13 protein-coding genes are annotated in these 18,330 nt (G+C 61.8%); 9 read left to right on the forward strand and 4 right to left on the reverse strand.

The window, feature by feature from the left end; all coding sequences use genetic code 11:
* The first annotated feature begins 189 nt into the window (after window positions 1-189).
* The 3 genes from J2858_RS20735 to J2858_RS20745 all read left to right on the forward strand — a co-directional run bounded on the left by J2858_RS20735 (window position 190) and on the right by J2858_RS20745 (window position 4,841).
* A complete protein-coding gene (locus tag J2858_RS20735; RefSeq protein WP_210106769.1) occupies window positions 190-2,286 on the forward strand; it encodes a bifunctional rhamnulose-1-phosphate aldolase/short-chain dehydrogenase in 2,097 nt (698 codons plus the stop codon).
* Between the two features lie 96 nt (window positions 2,287-2,382).
* Window positions 2,383-3,675, forward strand: coding sequence for an L-rhamnose catabolism isomerase (gene rhaI / locus J2858_RS20740; RefSeq protein WP_210106770.1), 1,293 nt, complete (start codon window positions 2,383-2,385; stop codon window positions 3,673-3,675).
* Window positions 3,676-3,860: 185 nt separating this feature from the next.
* Window positions 3,861-4,841: a crotonase/enoyl-CoA hydratase family protein gene (locus J2858_RS20745; RefSeq protein ID WP_210106771.1), complete on the forward strand. Its 981-nt coding sequence runs from the start codon at window positions 3,861-3,863 to the stop codon at window positions 4,839-4,841.
* A 27-nt stretch (window positions 4,842-4,868) separates the two neighbouring features.
* Here J2858_RS20745 and J2858_RS20750 read toward each other — a convergent pair whose 3' ends face one another.
* Together J2858_RS20750 and J2858_RS20755 are read right to left on the reverse strand one after the other, a co-directional pair.
* The gene (locus J2858_RS20750; protein ID WP_210106772.1) at window positions 4,869-7,289 is read right to left on the reverse strand and encodes an ATP-binding protein; all 2,421 of its coding nucleotides are present in this window, start codon (window positions 7,287-7,289) and stop codon (window positions 4,869-4,871) included.
* 74 nt (window positions 7,290-7,363) lie between these two features.
* Window positions 7,364-9,529: a putative bifunctional diguanylate cyclase/phosphodiesterase gene (locus J2858_RS20755; protein WP_210106773.1), complete on the reverse strand. Its 2,166-nt coding sequence runs from the start codon at window positions 9,527-9,529 to the stop codon at window positions 7,364-7,366.
* Between the two features lie 336 nt (window positions 9,530-9,865).
* Between J2858_RS20755 and J2858_RS20760 the strand changes: the two genes are divergently transcribed.
* Together J2858_RS20760 and J2858_RS20765 are read left to right on the forward strand one after the other, a co-directional pair.
* A complete protein-coding gene (locus tag J2858_RS20760) occupies window positions 9,866-10,078 on the forward strand; it encodes a hypothetical protein (RefSeq protein ID WP_210106774.1) in 213 nt (70 codons plus the stop codon).
* Window positions 10,079-10,181: 103 nt separating this feature from the next.
* Window positions 10,182-10,637 carry a hypothetical protein gene (locus J2858_RS20765; protein WP_210106775.1) on the forward strand — a complete coding sequence of 152 codons (456 nt, stop codon included), beginning with the start codon at window positions 10,182-10,184 and terminating at the stop codon, window positions 10,635-10,637.
* Between the two features lie 33 nt (window positions 10,638-10,670).
* Here J2858_RS20765 and J2858_RS20770 read toward each other — a convergent pair whose 3' ends face one another.
* Complete coding sequence (locus J2858_RS20770; protein WP_210106776.1) at window positions 10,671-10,889, reverse strand: DUF1674 domain-containing protein; 219 nt, start codon at window positions 10,887-10,889, stop codon at window positions 10,671-10,673.
* 119 nt (window positions 10,890-11,008) lie between these two features.
* Here J2858_RS20770 and htpX point away from each other — a divergent pair, with 119 nt between their 5' ends.
* The 4 genes from htpX to purH all read left to right on the forward strand — a co-directional run bounded on the left by htpX (window position 11,009) and on the right by purH (window position 16,912).
* Window positions 11,009-11,971, forward strand: a complete 963-nt coding sequence (gene htpX, locus J2858_RS20775) for a zinc metalloprotease HtpX (protein WP_210106777.1) — start codon at window positions 11,009-11,011, stop codon at window positions 11,969-11,971.
* Window positions 11,962-13,371, forward strand: a complete 1,410-nt coding sequence (locus J2858_RS20780) for an RsmB/NOP family class I SAM-dependent RNA methyltransferase (RefSeq protein WP_210106778.1) — start codon at window positions 11,962-11,964, stop codon at window positions 13,369-13,371. Before htpX ends, J2858_RS20780 begins: the two co-directional genes overlap by 10 nt.
* Before the next feature lie 107 nt (window positions 13,372-13,478).
* A complete protein-coding gene (locus J2858_RS20785; RefSeq protein ID WP_245366939.1) occupies window positions 13,479-15,164 on the forward strand; it encodes a heparinase II/III family protein in 1,686 nt (561 codons plus the stop codon).
* Window positions 15,165-15,295: 131 nt separating this feature from the next.
* Window positions 15,296-16,912: a bifunctional phosphoribosylaminoimidazolecarboxamide formyltransferase/IMP cyclohydrolase gene (gene purH / locus J2858_RS20790; protein WP_210106779.1), complete on the forward strand. Its 1,617-nt coding sequence runs from the start codon at window positions 15,296-15,298 to the stop codon at window positions 16,910-16,912.
* A 66-nt stretch (window positions 16,913-16,978) separates the two neighbouring features.
* Here purH and J2858_RS20795 read toward each other — a convergent pair whose 3' ends face one another.
* Complete coding sequence (locus J2858_RS20795; protein WP_210106901.1) at window positions 16,979-18,313, reverse strand: MFS transporter; 1,335 nt, start codon at window positions 18,311-18,313, stop codon at window positions 16,979-16,981.
* Window positions 18,314-18,330: the final 17 nt, after the last annotated feature.

Here is an 18,330-nt window from a genome sequence, read left to right on the forward strand (position 1 = left end):
GCTGTCGATATAGGCTTAGCAAAAGATCGCTGTCAATCATAATCGATCAAAAATATCTATGTTGCGCCGCACAATGAAAAGTTATGATCGTTTTTGATTGACAATCGCGATGTGCCTGCGCGATATCCTGAAGCCAACCGAGGTGGCTTGGGATGAGCGGCCTTGAACAACAGATCTGGGAGGATTTCCATGACGGGCCAAACACACCTTCTCGAAAGCCGCTGGGACGATGCCCACGCGGCAAACCTCGATGAGCCGGGCAAGCTTCTTTACCGCTCCAACCTTCTCGGCGCCGACAAGCGCATCACCAATTACGGCGGCGGCAACACCTCGGCCAAGGTCATGGAAACCGATCCGCTGACCGGCGAAAAAGTTCAGGTCCTCTGGGTCAAGGGCTCCGGCGGCGATGTCGGCACGATCAAGCTCGACGGTTTTGCAACGCTTTACCAGGAGAAGCTTGAGGCGCTGAAGGGCATCTACAAGGGCGTCGAGGATGAGGACCGCATGGTCGGCTTCCTGCCGCATTGCACCTTCAACCTCAATCCGCGCGCGGCCTCTATCGACACGCCGCTGCACGGTTTTGTGCCGTTCACGCATGTCGACCACATGCATCCCGATGCGATCATTGCCATTGCCGCCTCGAAGAATTCCAAGGAACTGACGCAACAGATTTTTGGCGCCGATATCGGCTGGCTGCCCTGGCGCCGCCCCGGCTTCCAGCTGGGCCTCGATCTCGAAGCCTTCGTGAAGGCCAATCCGACGGCAAAGGGCGTGGTGCTGGAAAGCCATGGCCTGTTTACCTGGGCAAACGACGCCAAGGATTGCTACCTGCTGACGCTGGAGATCATCAACAAGGCGATCGAGTGGTTTGCCAAGGAAACTGAGGGCAAGCTGATCTTCGGTGGCGCCGTCACCCAGAGCCTGCCGGCTGAAGAACGCCGCGCAATTGCTGCCCGCCTGATGCCGGAAATCCGTGGCCGCATCGGAAAGCTCGAGCGCAAGCTTGGCCATTTCGACGATCAGGATGCGGTTCTGGAATTCGTCAATTCCGCCAACCTGAAGCCGCTCGGCGCGCTCGGCACATCCTGCCCCGACCATTTCCTGCGCACCAAGATCCGCCCGCTGATCCTCGACTTCAATCCGGCAACCCCGGATGTCGATCAAGTCCTCTCCAGCCTCGACCAGGCGCTGGAAGACTACCGCGCCGATTACACGCGCTACTATGAAGCCTGCAAGCACGACAATTCGCCAAAAATCCGCGATCCGAATCCGGTCATCTTCCTCGTTCCCGGCGTCGGCATGTTCTCCTTTGCCAAGGATAAGGCCACGGCCCGCATTGCCGGCGAGTTCTATGTCAACGCCATCAACGTAATGCGCGGCGCCTCCACCGTGTCCGACTATCAGGGCCTGCCGGAGCAGGAAGCCTTCGATATCGAATACTGGCTTTTGGAAGAGGCAAAGCTGCAGCGTATGCCCAAGCCCAAGAGCTTGGCCGGTCGCGTCGCCTTTGTGACCGGCGGTGCCGGCGGCATCGGTCGGGCAACGGCCGAACGCCTCGTGTCAGAAGGCGCCTGCGTGGTGCTGGCCGATATCGATGCGGACGCGCTTTCGTCAACGCTTGCCGATTTCTCCAAACGCCACGGCGTCGATTCGGTCCGTTCCGCGAAGCTCGACGTGACGCAGGAAACGGCTGTGATCGACAGCTTTGCCGCCGCATCCGTCGAATTCGGCGGCGTCGACATTCTCGTCTCCAATGCCGGCATCGCGTCTTCGGCACCGGTAGAAGACACCACGCTTGCCATGTGGGACAAGAATATCAGCATTCTCGCCACCGGCTATTTCCTTGTTTCACGTGAAGCATTTCGTCTTTTCCGCCGCCAGAAGCTCGGTGGAAACGTCGTCTTCGTCGCCTCCAAGAACGGCCTTGCCTCCTCCCCCAATGCGTCGGCCTACTGCACCGCAAAGGCTGCCGAAATCCATCTGGCGCGCTGCCTGGCACTCGAAGGGGCCGACGCCGGCATCCGCGTCAACACGGTCAATCCCGATGCGGTTCTGCGCGGCTCAAAGATCTGGAACGGCGAATGGCGCGAACAGCGCGCGGCTTCTTCGAAGATCGAGGTGGACGATCTGGAGGAACATTACCGCAAACGCTCGATGCTGAAGCTCAACGTGTTTCCGGAAGACATTGCCGAGGCGATCTATTTCCTCGCGTCGGATCTTTCGGCGAAATCGACGGGCAATATCATCAACGTGGATGCGGGCAACGCGCAGAGCTTTACGCGATAAGGGCCTTGCGTCCCTGATCCTTAAGCCCCTCTCCCCGTCAAGACGGGAGAGGGAGGCTACCGGACGAGGGGACGCAATCATTTGGGAGGAAACACAATGACAGAACCGACAATTTCGAGCGATCAGATCGCCGAACACAATGACCAACACGAAGCCGCACTCGCGTCCGATTATTCAGCACTGGGTGAAAAGCTCGCGCGCAGTGGCATCGATATCGATGCCATCACGCAAAAGGTGTCCGAGTTTTTCGTCGCCGTCCCTTCCTGGGGTGTCGGCACCGGCGGCACGCGTTTCGCCCGCTTTCCCGGCCTCGGCGAGCCGCGGCACATTTTCGACAAGCTCGATGATTGCGGCGTGATCCAGCAGCTGACGCGGGCCACCCCCACCGTTTCGCTGCACATTCCCTGGGACAAGGCCGACCCGAAGGAGCTGAAGGCCAAGGCCGCATCGCTTGGCCTTGGCTTTGACGCGATGAACTCCAACACGTTTTCCGATGCCGCCGACCAGGCGCATTCCTATAAATATGGATCGCTCAGCCACGGCGATGCGGCAACCCGCGCGCAGGCCGTCGAGCACAACATCGAATGTATCGAAATCGGCAATGCGCTCGGCTCCAAGGCCCTGACCGTCTGGATCGGCGACGGCTCCAATTTCCCGGGCCAGACGAATTTCACGCGTCAGTTCGAGCGGTATCTCGACTCCATGCGGGAGATCTACAAGGCGCTGCCCGACGACTGGCGGCTGTTTTCCGAGCACAAGATGTACGAGCCGGCCTTTTATTCCACCGTCGTCCAGGACTGGGGCACCAATTACCTGATTGCCCAGACGCTCGGCGAGAAAGCCTTCTGCCTCGTCGATCTTGGCCATCATGCGCCCAACACCAATATCGAGATGATCGTCGCCCGCCTCATCCAGTTCGAAAAACTCGGCGGCTTTCACTTCAACGATTCGAAATATGGCGACGATGACCTGGATGCGGGGTCAGTGGACCCTTACCGCCTCTTCCTCGTCTTCAACGAGCTGGTGGATGCGGACCACCGTGGCGTCCAAGGTTTTCATCCGGCCCACATGATCGACCAGAGCCATAATGTCACCGATCCGATCGAAAGCCTGATCTCCTCTGCCAACGAAATCCGGCGCGCCTATGCACAGGCCCTGCTGGTGGACCGCGCAAGCCTCGACGGCTTCCAGGAGGCAAATGATGCCCTGATGGCGACCGAGACGCTGAAGCGCGCCTACCGCACCGATGTCGAGCCGATCCTGGCACAGGCAAGGCTGCGGTCGGGCGGCGCGATAGATCCCATCGCAGCCTATCGTTCGAGCGGGTATCGTGTAGCAGTTGCGGCCCAGCGTCCCGCTGTCAAAGGTGGTTCCGGCGGCATCGTCTGAATGTCACAGTGGGGTGCGCCTGGAACGTCAATACCGAACCGGGCGCACAACCCACTGTATTAGCGACATAAAATAAAGTTTGTTAACCGTAACTCTTAATCAGATTTTAAAAACTTCCGGATCGGCCCCTTCGCAGCGCAGCATAGTTTGATACACTGTCGGCTATTGGAAATGGGGTCGAGACTATGGCGGACGTATCGGAGCGGGCGAGACAGGCAGAACGCGAGGCAACCGGCGACGCCGGCCTGCGCCGTCCGGCAGCAACGATCCCGGAGAAGCCGGCGCTGCTGCGCGGCAGTGATCTCCTGCCGATCGAACTGAGCTTTGCAACCGCCTCCTATGATCAGCTGGAGGTGCGGCTTGATCCGGCTCAGAAGACCCTCTGGTACTTTATGCGCCCCACCCAGGCGCCAAGCTATACCCCGGCACTTTTGAAGGACCTGAGCAGTCTTCGCGCGCGCATCCAGAAACTGTTCGAGCGCCCGAGTGACGAGTTGCCGCTGCTCTATCTGGTCAACGGCTCCAAGCAGCCGAACATCTTCAACCTCGGCGGCGATCTCGGCTATTTTGCCGAGCACATCCGCTCGCGCGACCGCGACGGGCTTCGGCGCTATGCGCTGGATTGCGTCGATCTCGTCTATTCATCATCGCAAAGCCTCAACCTTCCGATCTTCCTCATCTCGCTGGTACAGGGCGATGCGCTGGGCGGCGGCTTCGAGGCAGCGCTTGCCTCCGACATCATCATTGCCGAGCGCAAGGCAAAGTTCGGCCTGCCGGAAATCCTGTTCAATCTCTTCCCCGGCATGGGCGCCTACAGCTTCCTGTCGCGCCGCCTCGACCCGACCCGCGCCACCAAGATGATCATGAGCGGGCAGATCTACAGCGCCGACGATCTTTTCGAGATGGGTCTCGTTGACATGGTGGTGGACGACGGCAAGGGCGAGGAAGGCGTTCGGGAATATATCGCCCGCAACAGCCGCAAGCATGCCATCCAGCGCACGATGCGCGACGTGCGCCGGCGGGTAAACCCACTCACCCACCAGGAACTGATCGATGTGGTCGATCTGTGGGTGGATGCGGCCATGGCACTCGAGGATGCGGATCTGCGCAAGATCGATCGGCTGCGCGGGGCGCAAACGAAGCGCATCGAGGCGGGCCTGCTCTAGGACGGGACCGAGACGCGCTTGCGCGCCTCAGGATGCAAGCCGTGATCGGACCTCCTGCTGCAGGCGCTCAACTTCTCCTGTCAGCGTGTGAAGATGGTCTTCACCCCGTCTGGACAGTTCCGGGTCGTTGATTTCCCGCCATTCCAGGCACAGCTGGTAGATACGCGCGGCCCCGACATTGGCGGCGGCACTGCGCAGCGCATGGGCGCAGTTGCGAAAGCTCTGCACGTTCTCCTCGGCAACGGCCTGGGCAAGCTCGCTCAACGCCTCGGCCGAATCGTTGACGAACTGTTCGAGCAGCTCGTCGACGAATGCCGGGCCACCCAGTTGCTCCAGCGCCTCGCAGGTCATGGCATCAATGATCGGACGGTCGGCAGCAACAGCGGCAACGGCTGGCGCCTCCACCACCTCAGCGGCCGGTTCCGGCATGGTATCGCCGATGATGGCGGCAATCGTTTCCAGAAGATGCCGGGGTTCGACGGGCTTTGTCAGGCATCCGGCCATGCCGGCTGCCAGGCAGCGCTCCCGCGCCTCGGCCGTGGCATCGGCGGTGACCGCAACAACCGGTATTTCCTTGGTGCCGAGGGCTGCAAAGCGATAGAATTTGACGGCCTCGATGCCGTTCATCACCGGCATGTTGAGATCCATCAGCACCAGGTCGAGATCGCCTTGCAGCATGCGCTCGACCGCCGCCTCGCCGTTCTCGACCACTTCGTAATGATGTCCGCTGGTTTCCAGAATCTTGCCCAGCACCATCTGGTTGGTCTTGTTGTCGTCGGCGATCAACAGGCGGAACCGCCGCCCGGCGCGGGCCGGAACATGCGCCTGCGCGAGGTTTTCGGCACTTTCCCGCGTCATTGCAAGGAGAACCGGGATGTTCACCGGTTCATCGGGCGCAACAACGGTGAAAAACAGATGACGCATGACGGGAGTAAGGCGCCCCTCCCCCGGATGGCGCTTGACGAGAACCAGGAGCGGCGCGTCATCGAGCGGGAAAGCATCGAGCAGCAGCCGTGCCAAGCGGGCGGGCGATGGATCGCGCATCTGCGAATCGATGAGAACCAGCGGCTGTTTGACGCCTTCAAGACGCAAGGCGCGGACAGCCTTCACAGCCGCTTCGAGCGTTGAAACCGGACGGGCATGGCGATAGGCATCCGCCTCCAGCCTGCCCTGCCCGAGGAACACGAAGGGCGGCAGCGTCACATCGGCATCTTCCTCGAAGACCGCCTCGACCGGCAGGCGGAAGAAGAAGGAACTGCCCTCGCCTGGCGCACTGACCACACCGATATCGCCGCCCATCGCCCGCACCAGCTGGCGCACGATTGCCAAGCCGAGCCCCGTGCCGCCGAACCGGTCCATGATGGTGCCGTCAGCCTGGGTGAAGCGTTCGAAGATGCGCCCATGTGCAGAAGGGTCAATGCCGATGCCTGTATCGGCGACTTCCACATGCAGGCCCGCGCCATCCGCGGTGGTCTTGTAGTCGACCTCGATGCGGATGTGGCCATTTTCGGTAAATTTGACGGCGTTGCTGGCAAGGTTGAGCAGGATCTCTTCCAGATGCCGGCGATCCGCCAGCACGAATTGCGGCGTGTTGACGCCCACATGCAGAGACAGCCTGAGACCCTTTGCATGCGCCGCCACGCCGGCCATGGCCCGCACGTCCTGCAACAGACGCGGCAGGTCGACCTTTTCGGGCAGGATCTTCACCTGGCCGGCCTCGATGCGGGAGAGATCAAGCAGCGCCTCGATCAGCGACAGCAGCGAACGGCCGGAGCGGCTGATGGTGCGCACCATATCCTTGTGCTCGCCTTTCAGCGCCATGCCCATCAACAGGTCGCTAAGGCCGATAATGGCATTCAGGGGCGTGCGCAGCTCATGGCTCATGCTGGCGAGAAAAAGGCTCTTGGCGCGGCTTGCCTCTTCCGCCTCGCGCTTGGCCTGCGACAGCTTGCGCACGAGCTTTGCGGTATAGGCCGGGATCACGATAAGGGCGCCGATGAGGCCGATGGAGAGGTTGATCTCCGTCTGCCAATAGGGCGTGGTGAGGACGACCGCCAGAAAGCAGAGGACGGCTGCGACGGCTGCAAGCGCCAGATAGACGATGCCGAACCGGAACCCATTGCCAAGCACGGCCCAGAAGTAGACCAGAAACAGGGCGGCACCCGCTTCGCCACTGACATGCAGCCCATAGGAAAAGGCCCCGACATCGGCCACGATGCCGGCCACCCGGCGCCAATGACTGACGCCAGGGTAAAACAGGATATGCAGAAAAAGACCGAAGGCAAAAATCTCAAACAGCGCGACCGGTACGGCAGCCACATCGAGGGCAGAGGCTGCCGCCTCGGAGCCGAATAGCTGCGCCAGCACCAGATAGAGGATGATGCCGGAGGAGAGGATGAGGCGATTTGCCGTCAGTTCGTGCTCGGTATCCGGGCGCGACCGCAACATCAGCCGCAATTGATGCAACGAGACCGAGAGCGGCTGGCAAAACAACAACCTCAGATCAAGGGACAGTGTCCGCCTCATGCACTCAGTCCCAGCCCTTGCGGATCGGGGTTCTGCTGCGAGCGCACCAGATCGATGAACTGCGCGGCAGGCATGGGGCGGCCGAAGAGATAGCCCTGCATGACATCGCAGCCATCGACCTTCAAAAGCGTCGCCTGCGCCTGCGTCTCGACGCCTTCGGCAACCACGGCAAGGCCAAGGCTGTGGCCGAGATTGGCCACCGTGCGCACGATGGCGTGGTCGCTCGGATCCTCCACCATGTTGCGCACGAAGCATTGGTCGATCTTGATGCGGTCGATCGGGAATTGCTTGATGTAGTTCAGTGACGAATAGCCGGTGCCGAAATCGTCGATGGAAATGCCGACCCCCAGCGCACCGATCTGCTTCAGTGCGGAAATCACGCTCTCGGTATTCTCGATCACGATGTTTTCCGTGATCTCGATTTCGAGGACGGCGGGATCAAGATCGGCGGCGGCAAGCGATCGCGTGATAAGGTCAGCGACGTCGACGCGCCGGAACTGTACCGGCGACAGGTTGACGCTGATGCGCAGGCCGGCAAGTCCGAGGCGCTGCCAATTGCGCGCCTCGCGGCAGGCCTGCGCCAGCACCCATTCATTGATGGGCACGATAAGGCCGTTTTCCTCCGCCCGCGGCAGAAAACTCCCCGGCGTCACCAGTCCCTTTTCCGGGTGCTGCCAGCGCAGCAGCGCTTCGGCGCCGATGACGAGACCGGTCACGGCCGAAATCAGCGGCTGGTAATAGACGACGAATTGGCTTTCATCGATCGCCGTGCGCAGCTTGCCATCGAGAATGGCGTTGTTGCGCATGCGCTCGGCCATGTTCGTTTCGAAGAAACGGAACTGGTTTCCACCGTTTTCCTTGGCCTGATACATGGCAAGCTCGGCATTCTTGACCAGCTTGCTAACGTCGGTGCCGTCCACCGGATGGGCGGTGATGCCGATGCTTGCGCCGCAGGCAAAGCGCTTGCCTTCCCCGGCAAAGGGCTTGCCCATCACCTCGATGACCGCGCGTGCGCGGGTTGCGGCATCCGGATCGCCACTGCTGATCGATTGCAGCATGGCGAATTCGTCGCTGCCGAGCCGTGCCACCATATCTTCAGGCCCGGCCAGTTGCTGGAGACGGCGGGCGACTTCCTTCAGAAAGTCGTCGCCCGCATCATGACCGAGCAATTCATTGATGCTCTTGAACTCGTCGATATCGATGAAATGCAGCGCAAAGGACCGGTCGCCCCGCCGTGCCCGGGCAACCTCGCGGCGCAACCGGTCGAGCAGGAAATTGCGGTTCGGCAGGTTTGTCAGCGCATCATGGCGCGCCACATGCAACAGATGCTCTTCGGCCCGTTTGCGCTCCGTAATATCGAGCGCGCTGGTGACCACGCCGACAATGGTGTTGCTGCCATCGCGAAGCGGTGATTTGGTGGTGAGGAAAACCCGCTTGTCACCGGCGGCGCTCGTCATCTCCCGCTCGAAACTCTGCAGGGGCTGGCCGCTGAGAATGACCTTGCGGTCCAGCATGCGGTTCGGTCCGGCGATTTCCGGATCGACCAGCAGATCACTGCTCTTGCCGACCAAGCTTGCCGGATCGCGCGCCATGAAGGCGCCGACAAAGGCATTGACGAACAGAATGCGGCCCTCGCGGTCACAGGCGCTGACCATCGCCGGCACCGTATCGATGACCTGCGCCAGCCTTTCGCTCGAATCGCGCAGAACCGCCTGGCGTGACTGTTCGCTGGTCGCAAGCTCGACAGCGAGAAAGCGGGCACGGCTTTCCAGCAGCATCTGCTGCTTGCGCAGCTTCAGGAGGTTGCGGGCCCGCGTGATGAATTCCTGATGATCGATGGGGCTTTGCAAGAAATCGGTGGCGCCGGCTTCCAGCGCCCGCATGCGAAAGCTGCGCTCTTCATAGACCGTGATGACGATGACCGGGATCTCGGAAAATCCATGCAACGCGCGCACCGCGCGGATGAAACCGGCGCCATCCATAACCGGCATCTTGAAATCGGTCACGATCAGATCCGGGACCAGGCCAGCCTCGAAGGCAGCAAGCGCGCTGACCGGATCTGCAAAGACACGGATGACCACCGCATCTTCAATCGAGGACGCTAATCGCTCGAAGATGCGCCGGTTGGTTTCCTGGTCATCGAGAATCGCAATTAGGGGCATTCTGGATTCCGGTATCATATCGGCGGCCTTCCGATCGGCGGCAGATATTGGTCATGCTGCAACAGAATTCGTGCCTTCAAAAGTCACATTCCCGCCACGTTAGGCAGGAAACCGTTAACGTTTTGATACTGGATCAGCTTTGCTGGTATCGGTAATGGCAGGCCGTCGTTATCGCTGTATCGACTTGGGATCTTGCACCGCCCGAAAGGGGGTCTCCCTTCATCGTGGCTACGGGAACACACCTGTCCCGTCCCAGACTGGCGCAGGATCGGTTTGCTTTGACCGCGGCTGCGGCTGCGCTTATCTTGAACACCTGTTGAATCTAAGGGGGGCGCAATGCCTTTTTCCTCTTATGACACACTGGAGACGGAGGATCTGCGCATTCTGCGCGCGATGCTGGAAGAGGTGTGCCTGCAACGATCGATCGCTGTTGACAGTGAGGAAGCCCAGACCATCGGTCGCGCGCTGATCGACTGGTATCTCTTCGGCATCCGCGAGCCGGATCAGTTGAAGGCGATGCTCGATCCCTTGTCCGAGACCGCCGGCTGATTGCAAGCATCGTCGTCTGGGATCATAAGACACTGCCGCCAGATAAAGGCGGAGAAACTTCCCCGCCGGCTCGCCGTTGAGCCCTCCCCCTGACGGATCGCTCATGCCGAAGAAACACAAGCGCAGTGCGCTGGAAAAGCTGCAGAAACACTGGCTGCGGGCAAGCGCTGATGAACGCCGGTCATTTCTGGCAAGCCTCCATGCCAGGGATTCCGATCCGGAAGGAGCCTGCGGGACCGAGACTTTCCTAAGCGGGCGCGACGAGCTGATTGCCAATGGCCGCTACCTGCTGCCGCTGACGGTCGCCCGCATCGAGAAGATCATGATCGCCCGCCGCATCGGCCCGTCCGAAGCGATGGCAGAAATGGGCTTTGCCGGACAGGGTACGGCGCTGGCGCGCGCGCTCATCCGCAAGGCGAGCATCCGGCTTCGGGTCATCGCGGCCCTGCAAGACTGGCTGCGCGCCCAGGAGGCCGCCTCCGCGGCGAAGCCGGGGGCGATATCAAGCGAGGCATCACAGGGTCAGCCGGGTGACGCCACGCACCGTCAGCCGGAATGAACCGCTCATCCGCAACGCATTGATCGCAGCGTCCTAGAAGTCGATGGCGCGCCCATTGATTTCCCAGTCGCCGAAACGGGCCGGATCAGCCCCGCCGCGGCCACCGCGTTCGGCCGGCATTTCCATGGGTTTTTCGCGGGCGCGACGCTCCTCGGCTTCCTGCAGCGCACGCTGGGCGGCCGGCGAAAGCACCTTGGCCACCGGCTCTGCGCTTGCGTCCGTTTCGATATTATCGTTGTCCGGCGTCTGCATGGGGTCAACCTCCTTGCGTTGCGGGGAATATTGAAAACACGCCCCGGATAACCACATTTCCTTACGATAGAACGCGGCGCGCATGAAGTACCGCGTTACCTTTCCCGGGAGAACCCACGATGAACATGATCCGCACCGCCATGCTTCTGGCCTTCATGACGGCACTCTTCATGGGCGTCGGCTTCCTGATCGGGGGACGCGGCGGCATGATGATCGCGCTTCTGATCGCGGCCGGCATGAACCTGTTCTCCTACTGGAATTCCGACAAGATGGTGTTGTCGGCCTACCGCGCGCAAGAGGTGGACGGGCACAATGCGCCGGAATTCTATCACATGATCCGCGACCTTTCCGCCAATGCCGGACTGTCGATGCCGCGCGTCTATGTCTATGACAGCCCGCAGCCGAATGCCTTTGCCACCGGCCGCAATCCTGAAAACGCAGCCGTCGCCGCATCCACCGGCCTTTTGGAACGGCTATCGCCCGAGGAAGTGGCCGGTGTGATGGCGCATGAACTGGCGCATATCCAGAACCGCGACACACTCACCATGACGATTACCGCCACGCTGGCCGGTGCCATTTCCATGCTGGGCAATTTCGCCTTCTTCTTTGGCGGTAACCGCGAGAACAACAATCCGCTCGGCTTCATCGGCGTGCTGGTTGCCATGATCGTTGCACCGCTTGCCGCCATGCTGGTGCAGATGGCCATCAGCCGTACGCGTGAATATTCGGCCGACAGGCGCGGCGCCGAAATCTGCGGCAACCCGCTCTGGCTTGCCTCGGCGCTTGGAAAGATTGCCGGTGCCGCGCAGTCGATCCACAATCAGGATGCCGAGCGCAATCCGGCAACCGCCCACATGTTCATCATCAACCCGCTGTCGGGCGAGCGGATGGACAACCTTTTTTCGACCCACCCGAACACCGAAAACCGCATTGCCGCCCTGCATTCCATGGCATCGAGCATGCCCATGACCTCGACGCGCCCTGCAACGACTGCTAGACCCACGCGCACATCGCGTTCCGTGCCGACAACCGGCCCGGCGCGCCGCAACGATGACGAACCGCGCAAAGGTCCTTGGTCTTGACGGCAGACGACAACAACAAGAAACGACAAAAGCCCTCACCACCACGCCCGGGTGGAGACGGGGCGCCAAGACATCCCGTCTTTGCCGACAAGCCGGGCCTTGATGTGCGCATCGCCGCCTCGAAGATCCTCGCCGCCGTCATCGACAAGAAGACATCGCTCGATGGCATGCTGGATGCCGGCCATGGCAATCCGGCCTACCGGGCCTTGAGCGAGGCAGATCGTTCGCTGCTGCGCGCGATCCTCAACACCACGCTTCGCCACCTGCCGCGCATCGAAAAAAGCCTGTCGATGATGCTCGACAAGCCGCTGCCGGAGGGCGCACGCGCGCTCCAGCACGTTCTGACGACGGCGGCCGCGCAGATTCTTTATCTCGACATTCCCTCGCATGCCGCCGTCGACCTTGCCGTCGAGCAGGCGCATCGCGATCCGCGCAACCGGCGCTTTGCCAAGCTCGTCAACGCGCTCCTGCGCCGGATGGTGCGCGAGCGCGACGAGATCCTTGGGGCAAGCCAGGCCATCTCCCCGGTGCCCGGCTGGTTTTACACCCGGCTGGTCAAGGCCTATGGCGAAGCCGAGGCCCGCCGGATTGCCGAAGCCCAGCTGACCCCGGCACCCATCGACCTCACCGTAAAGGACGACGGACAGGCCTGGGCCGAGCGCCTCAATGCCCGTATTCTGCCGACCGGCAGCCTGCGGCTTGCCGCGTTCGATGGTGGCATTCCCGCGGTCGAAGGTTTCGAGGAAGGCGCCTGGTGGGTGCAGGATGCGGCAGCCAGCCTCCCGGCCCAGTTGTTCGGGGGCCTTGCCGGCAAACGCATTGCGGATTTGTGTGCCGCTCCCGGCGGCAAGACCGCCCAGCTTTGCGCGCTCGGCGCCGAAGTGACTGCCATCGAAATGTCCGGCAACCGGGCCTTGCGGCTTGCCGAAAACCTGTCGCGGCTCAATCTGCAAGCGACCATCGTCCAGTCCAACCTCTTTGACTACAAGCCCGAAGAACTGCTGGATGGCGTGCTTCTCGATGCGCCCTGCTCCTCCACCGGCACCACGCGCCGGCATCCGGATGTGCTGTGGACGAAGGACGCCAAAGATATCGAGAAACTGGCAGACCTGCAGGGGCGCATGCTGCGCCATGCCCTGACGCTGGTAAAGCCAGGCGGGCTCGTGGTGTTTTCCAACTGCTCGCTCGATCCGCTGGAAGGCGAGCAACTGGTGGCGCAATTGCTGCGCGACGATGCCTCCGTCAAGCGCTTGGCCATCCGCCGCGAGGACTGGCCGGGCTTGGAAGAGGCGATCAATCCGCTCGGCGAATTCCGCACGACGCCCGCCATGATCGCCCCCAGCGAAAGCCATGCCGGCGGCATGGACGGGTTTTTCGCCTGCGTTCTGCAGCGTGGGTAAGGATTTGTTCACCATAAGCGCGCACATTCGGGACTTGTAATGGACTGCAGCCGTTTCACAGGAAGCGGCAGGCGGGAGGGGTCCATCAGGGATTTCCGGATTTGACCATGCTCATGGCAGAGCGCCGACACTATGCTGCTCTCTGGACGACCGAGGCTCGCAGGCGCCTCTGTCAGCGCATGACGGCGCTTGGCATGACGCGCTGCCGAGTTCTTCTCGACGTGCCGGACCGGCTGGTGGTGGCGCCCACCGACCTGCGCTCCATCGATCCTTATATTGCCGAGGAAATCATGGAGGGACGCTTTCCGCTGGCCGGAAAGCTGCTCGAAGCCGGTGAGACCTCACCGTTCCTGATGCAACTCCCCTCGCTCGCCTTTGCCGAGCGTCTTCACTCGTTTGCCTTCCTGCGCCACATGCGGGCGATCCGCTCCCCGCAGGCGCGCGCGCGGGCACGCAGCCTCGTGTCGTCATGGATGCATTTGCACAACGCCCGCATCTCCGGCCTCGCCTGGGAGCCGCATGTGGCGGCAGAGAGGATGATTGCCTTCCTCTGCCATTCGCCTGTCGTGCTGCAGGGAGCCGAAAGTGGGTTTTACCGGCGCTTCATGAAAAGCCTTGCCATCCACCGGCGCTATCTGCGCAAGGTGGCCACGTGCCTGCCGGAGGGCGAAACGCGGCTGCGCATCCAGATCGCGCTAGCCATGGCCTCGCTTTCCATTCCCTCGACGGAAAAGCTTATTCGCCGCGAGGGCCAGAAACTCGACCGGGAACTTGAGCGGCAGATCTTGGCCGATGGCGGCCATGCCTCGCGCAACCCCCGCACGGCGCTCGACCTGCTTCTGGATCTCCTGCCGCTGCGCCAGACCTATATCAATCTCGGCCATGACGTGCCGGGAAAGCTGATCCCGACCATCGACCGGATCTTTCCGGCGCTGCGCTTCTTTCGCCACCAGGATGGCGATCTTGCCCTTTTCAATGGTGCAAGCGCCACGCCCGCCACCGAGTTGATGTCCGCCCTGCGCTACGACGAGACAGGCGGCAAGCCGTTCAAGGCTCTGCCGCACAGCCAGTACCACCGGCTCACCGCCGGCGAGACGACGATCCTCATCGATACGGGAAAGCCCGCATCGCCGGAACTGTCGCGGTCGGCCCATGCCGGCTGCCTGTCGTTTGAAATGTCGGCCGGGCGCAACCGCTTCATCGTCAATGCCGGAGCGCCGAAATTTTCCGGCCGCGATTTCCGCCTGCTGTCGCGCTCGACGGCCGCCCATTCCACGGCAACCCTTGGTGAAACGTCCTCGGCGCGCATCCTGCCCTCCCGCTTTCTCGGGCCGATCATGATGGATGGGCTCGAGGAGGTCGAAGCGCGCCGCTGGGACGATGCCTATGGCAATGACTGGGTGAAAGCCTCCCATGACGGCTACCTGAAAAGTTTCGGCTATATCCATCAGCGGGAAATCGGCCTGGCTGCCAAGGGCAACAAGATCAAGGGCCACGACCATTTCTTCATGCCCGAGGGTGCGGGACGAAAGGCCGGAGGGACGGTTTCGGCGGTGCTGCGCTTTCATGTCCACCCCGCCATCCTTCTGCAGCGCCTGCAGGAGGACACGATCCGCCTGGCCGCGCCCGATGGCGAAACCTGGTTGTTTTCCGTGCCCGGCCAGACCGTTCAGATCGATGAGGATGTCTTCTTCGCCGATGTATCGGGCATGCGGGCCAGCCAGCAGATGGTCATCGAATTTGTACTGCCCGACACACCCGACCTGCGCTGGATGCTTAAACAGCAGGTTTAGCCACAAAAACCTCCGCCCACCGCCCTGCCCGCGCCTGATCGTCGTTTCCTCCTGTGCCAAGCTGTGATAACGCGGCCCGGATCGAGGCGCCCGGCAGCACGGGGCGCGTTACCCAGCACGGAGTTCCCCCGATGGCCGTCGTTTCCAAGATGATCCCCGCCCCCGACAAAGTGAAAATCCGCACGGCGCTTCTGTCGGTCTCCGACAAGACCGGCATTGTGGAACTGGCACGCGCCCTTGCCGACCACGGCGTGCGGCTTCTGTCGACCGGCGGCACGTTCAAGGCCATCCGCGAGGCGGGCCTTGACGTGACCGATGTCTCTGACGTTACCGGCTTTCCCGAAATCATGGATGGCCGCGTCAAGACGCTCCATCCGGGCGTTCATGGCGGGCTTCTGGCGATCCGCGACGATGCCGAGCATGCGAAGGCGATGGAAGAGCACAAGATCGGCGCGATCGATCTTGCCGTCATCAATCTTTATCCGTTCGAAGAAGTGCGGGCAGCCGGCGGCGATTATCCGACGACGGTCGAAAACATCGATATCGGCGGTCCGGCGATGATCCGTGCTGCGGCCAAGAACCATGCCTATGTGACGATCGTTACCGATCCGCAGGATTATCCGCAGCTGATCGAGGCGATGCGCGCCGACGAGGGCAAGACGGCTTACGCCTTCCGCCAGAAACTTGCGGCCCGCGCCTATTCCCGCACCGCCGCCTATGACACGATGATTTCCAACTGGTTTGCCGAAGCGCTCGATATCGAGATGCCGCGTTACCGCACCGTCGGCGGCATTCTTGCCCAGGAAATGCGTTACGGCGAAAACCCGCACCAGTCCGCCGGCTTTTACCTGACCGGCGACAAGCGCCCCGGCGTATCGACGGCAACGCTCATCCAAGGCAAGCAGCTTTCCTACAACAATATCAACGACACCGATGCCGCTTATGAGCTGGTCAGCGAATTTCCGGCCGAGATGGGTGCTGCCTGCGCCATCATCAAGCACGCCAACCCCTGCGGCGTCGCCATCGGTTCTTCGCTCGTCGATGCCTATGGCCGGGCGCTTGCCTGCGACAGCACCTCTGCCTTCGGCGGCGTGATTGCGCTCAACCAGATGCTGGATGCCGCAACGGCAGAACAGATCATCAAGCTGTTCACCGAAGTCATCATCGCGCCGGATGCCTCCGAAGAAGCCAAAGCGATCATTGCGAAAAAGCCGAACCTGCGTCTTCTGCTCGCCGGCGGCCTTCCCGATCCGCGTTCGCGCGGGCTCACCGCCAAGACCGTTTCCGGCGGGCTTCTCGTCCAGACCCGTGACAACGGCATGGTGGAAGACCTCGATCTGCGCGTCGTCACCAAGCGGGCGCCGAGCAAGCAGGAACTGATCGACATGAAGTTTGCCTTCAAGGTGGCAAAGCATGTGAAGTCGAATGCCGTTGTCTATGCCAAGGATGGCCAGACGGCCGGCATTGGCGCCGGCCAGATGAGCCGCGTCGATTCCGCCCGTATCGCGGCGCTGAAGGCCGAGGAATCGGCCAAGGTGATGGGCTGGGCTGCGCCGATGACGCAAGGCTCCGCAGTTGCCTCCGAGGCCTTCCTGCCGTTTGCCGATGGTCTCCTGTCGATGATTGCCGCTGGCGCGACCGCACTTATCCAGCCGGGCGGCTCCATGCGCGACGAGGAAGTGATTGCAGCCGCCGACGAACACGGCGTTGCCATGGTGTTTACCGGCATGCGCCACTTCCGCCACTGATCACAGTCGCGCCTCAAACCATCCTGCACGATGCCCGGGTTACGCCCGGGCATTTTTCGTTAAGGATCAGCGCTCTTCCGGGCGCTCCACGGCCGGATAACGGGTCCCGATAAGAAGAACGAGGCCAGCCAGAAGAAACAGGATGAGCATGGCCATCCCGAGCCGCGCCGAGCCTGAGGCATAGGTGACGAGCGAGAAGGAGAGCGTCGCCATGAAGCTCGTGGCGCGGCCGGACAGCGCATAGATGCCGAAATAGCGCCCGGCTTCATCCGGATGCACGCTTCTGGAAAGGTAGGAGCGCGACGAGGCCTGCACGGGGCCGAAGGCCATGCCGATGAGCGCCCCGAAGATCAAATAAACCTTTTCGGCGGACGTGGCGAACACGCCGCCGGTATCGACAGCCGACAGCGGTACAAGCCCGAACAGGATGTAACCGGGAGCCGTCGAGATGATGCCAAGCGTTGCTATCAGCAACAGCACAAGGCTGAGGATGACGACGGTTTTTGAGCCGGACAGCCTGTCGAGCCGGCCGGCAGCAAGGCAGCTGAAGATCGCGACGACATTGATGAGGATGCCGAACAGGCCGATTTCGAGCGTCGCCCAACCGAACATGCCCGCCGCAAAGGCGCCGCCGAGGATCAAAAGACCGTTTACGCCGTCCTGATAGAGCATGCGGGCGATGAGAAATCGCAGGATGGTTTTGCGCCGCGTGACGAGTTCGGAAAGCGTGGCAGACAGTTCGCGCACGCCGGATAGAACCGCCTTTTTCATCGGTTCGCCGCGCGTGGCATCCGGCGTGAAAAAAAACATCGGCAAGATGAAGACAAGATACCAGCCGGCAGCCAGAGGTCCCGTGATGCGCGCATCCTCGCCGAGCGCCGGATCGAGCCCGAAGAGCGGCGCCATGCCGAGGATCGTGACCCCCGTCTTCGGATCGGCGGCCAGAAAACCGACGACGAAGATCAGCACCACCATACCGCCGAGATAACCCAGCCCCCAGGCGGTGTTGGAGACACGGCCCACCTCGCTTGCCGGCACCAGCCGCGGCATCATCGAATCATTGAAGACGATGGAAAATTCCGCCGCGATCGAGGCAAGGATCATGAAGGTAACCGGCCAGACGAGGGCTGAGCCCGGGGCTGCAAACCAGAGCATGGCCAGCGATGCAATCTTCACCACGGCAAAACAGGCAATCCACGGTTTTCGCGGGCCGGATTGATCGGCAATCGCACCGAGGACCGGCGACAGAAGCGCGATCACGATGGAGGAAACGGTTGCCATGTTGCTCCACATGGCCTGGGCTGCCACCGGATCCTGCGTCAGGCGGGCGACGAAATACGGCCCAAAGACGAAGGTGGTCACCACCGTGAAGAAGGGCTGGGCTGCCCAGTCGAACAGCATCCAGCCCCAGATTCCGC

Origin of the sequence: Neorhizobium galegae (genome assembly GCF_017877135.1) — a bacterium.
Lineage (GTDB): Bacteria > Pseudomonadota > Alphaproteobacteria > Rhizobiales > Rhizobiaceae > Neorhizobium > Neorhizobium galegae_A.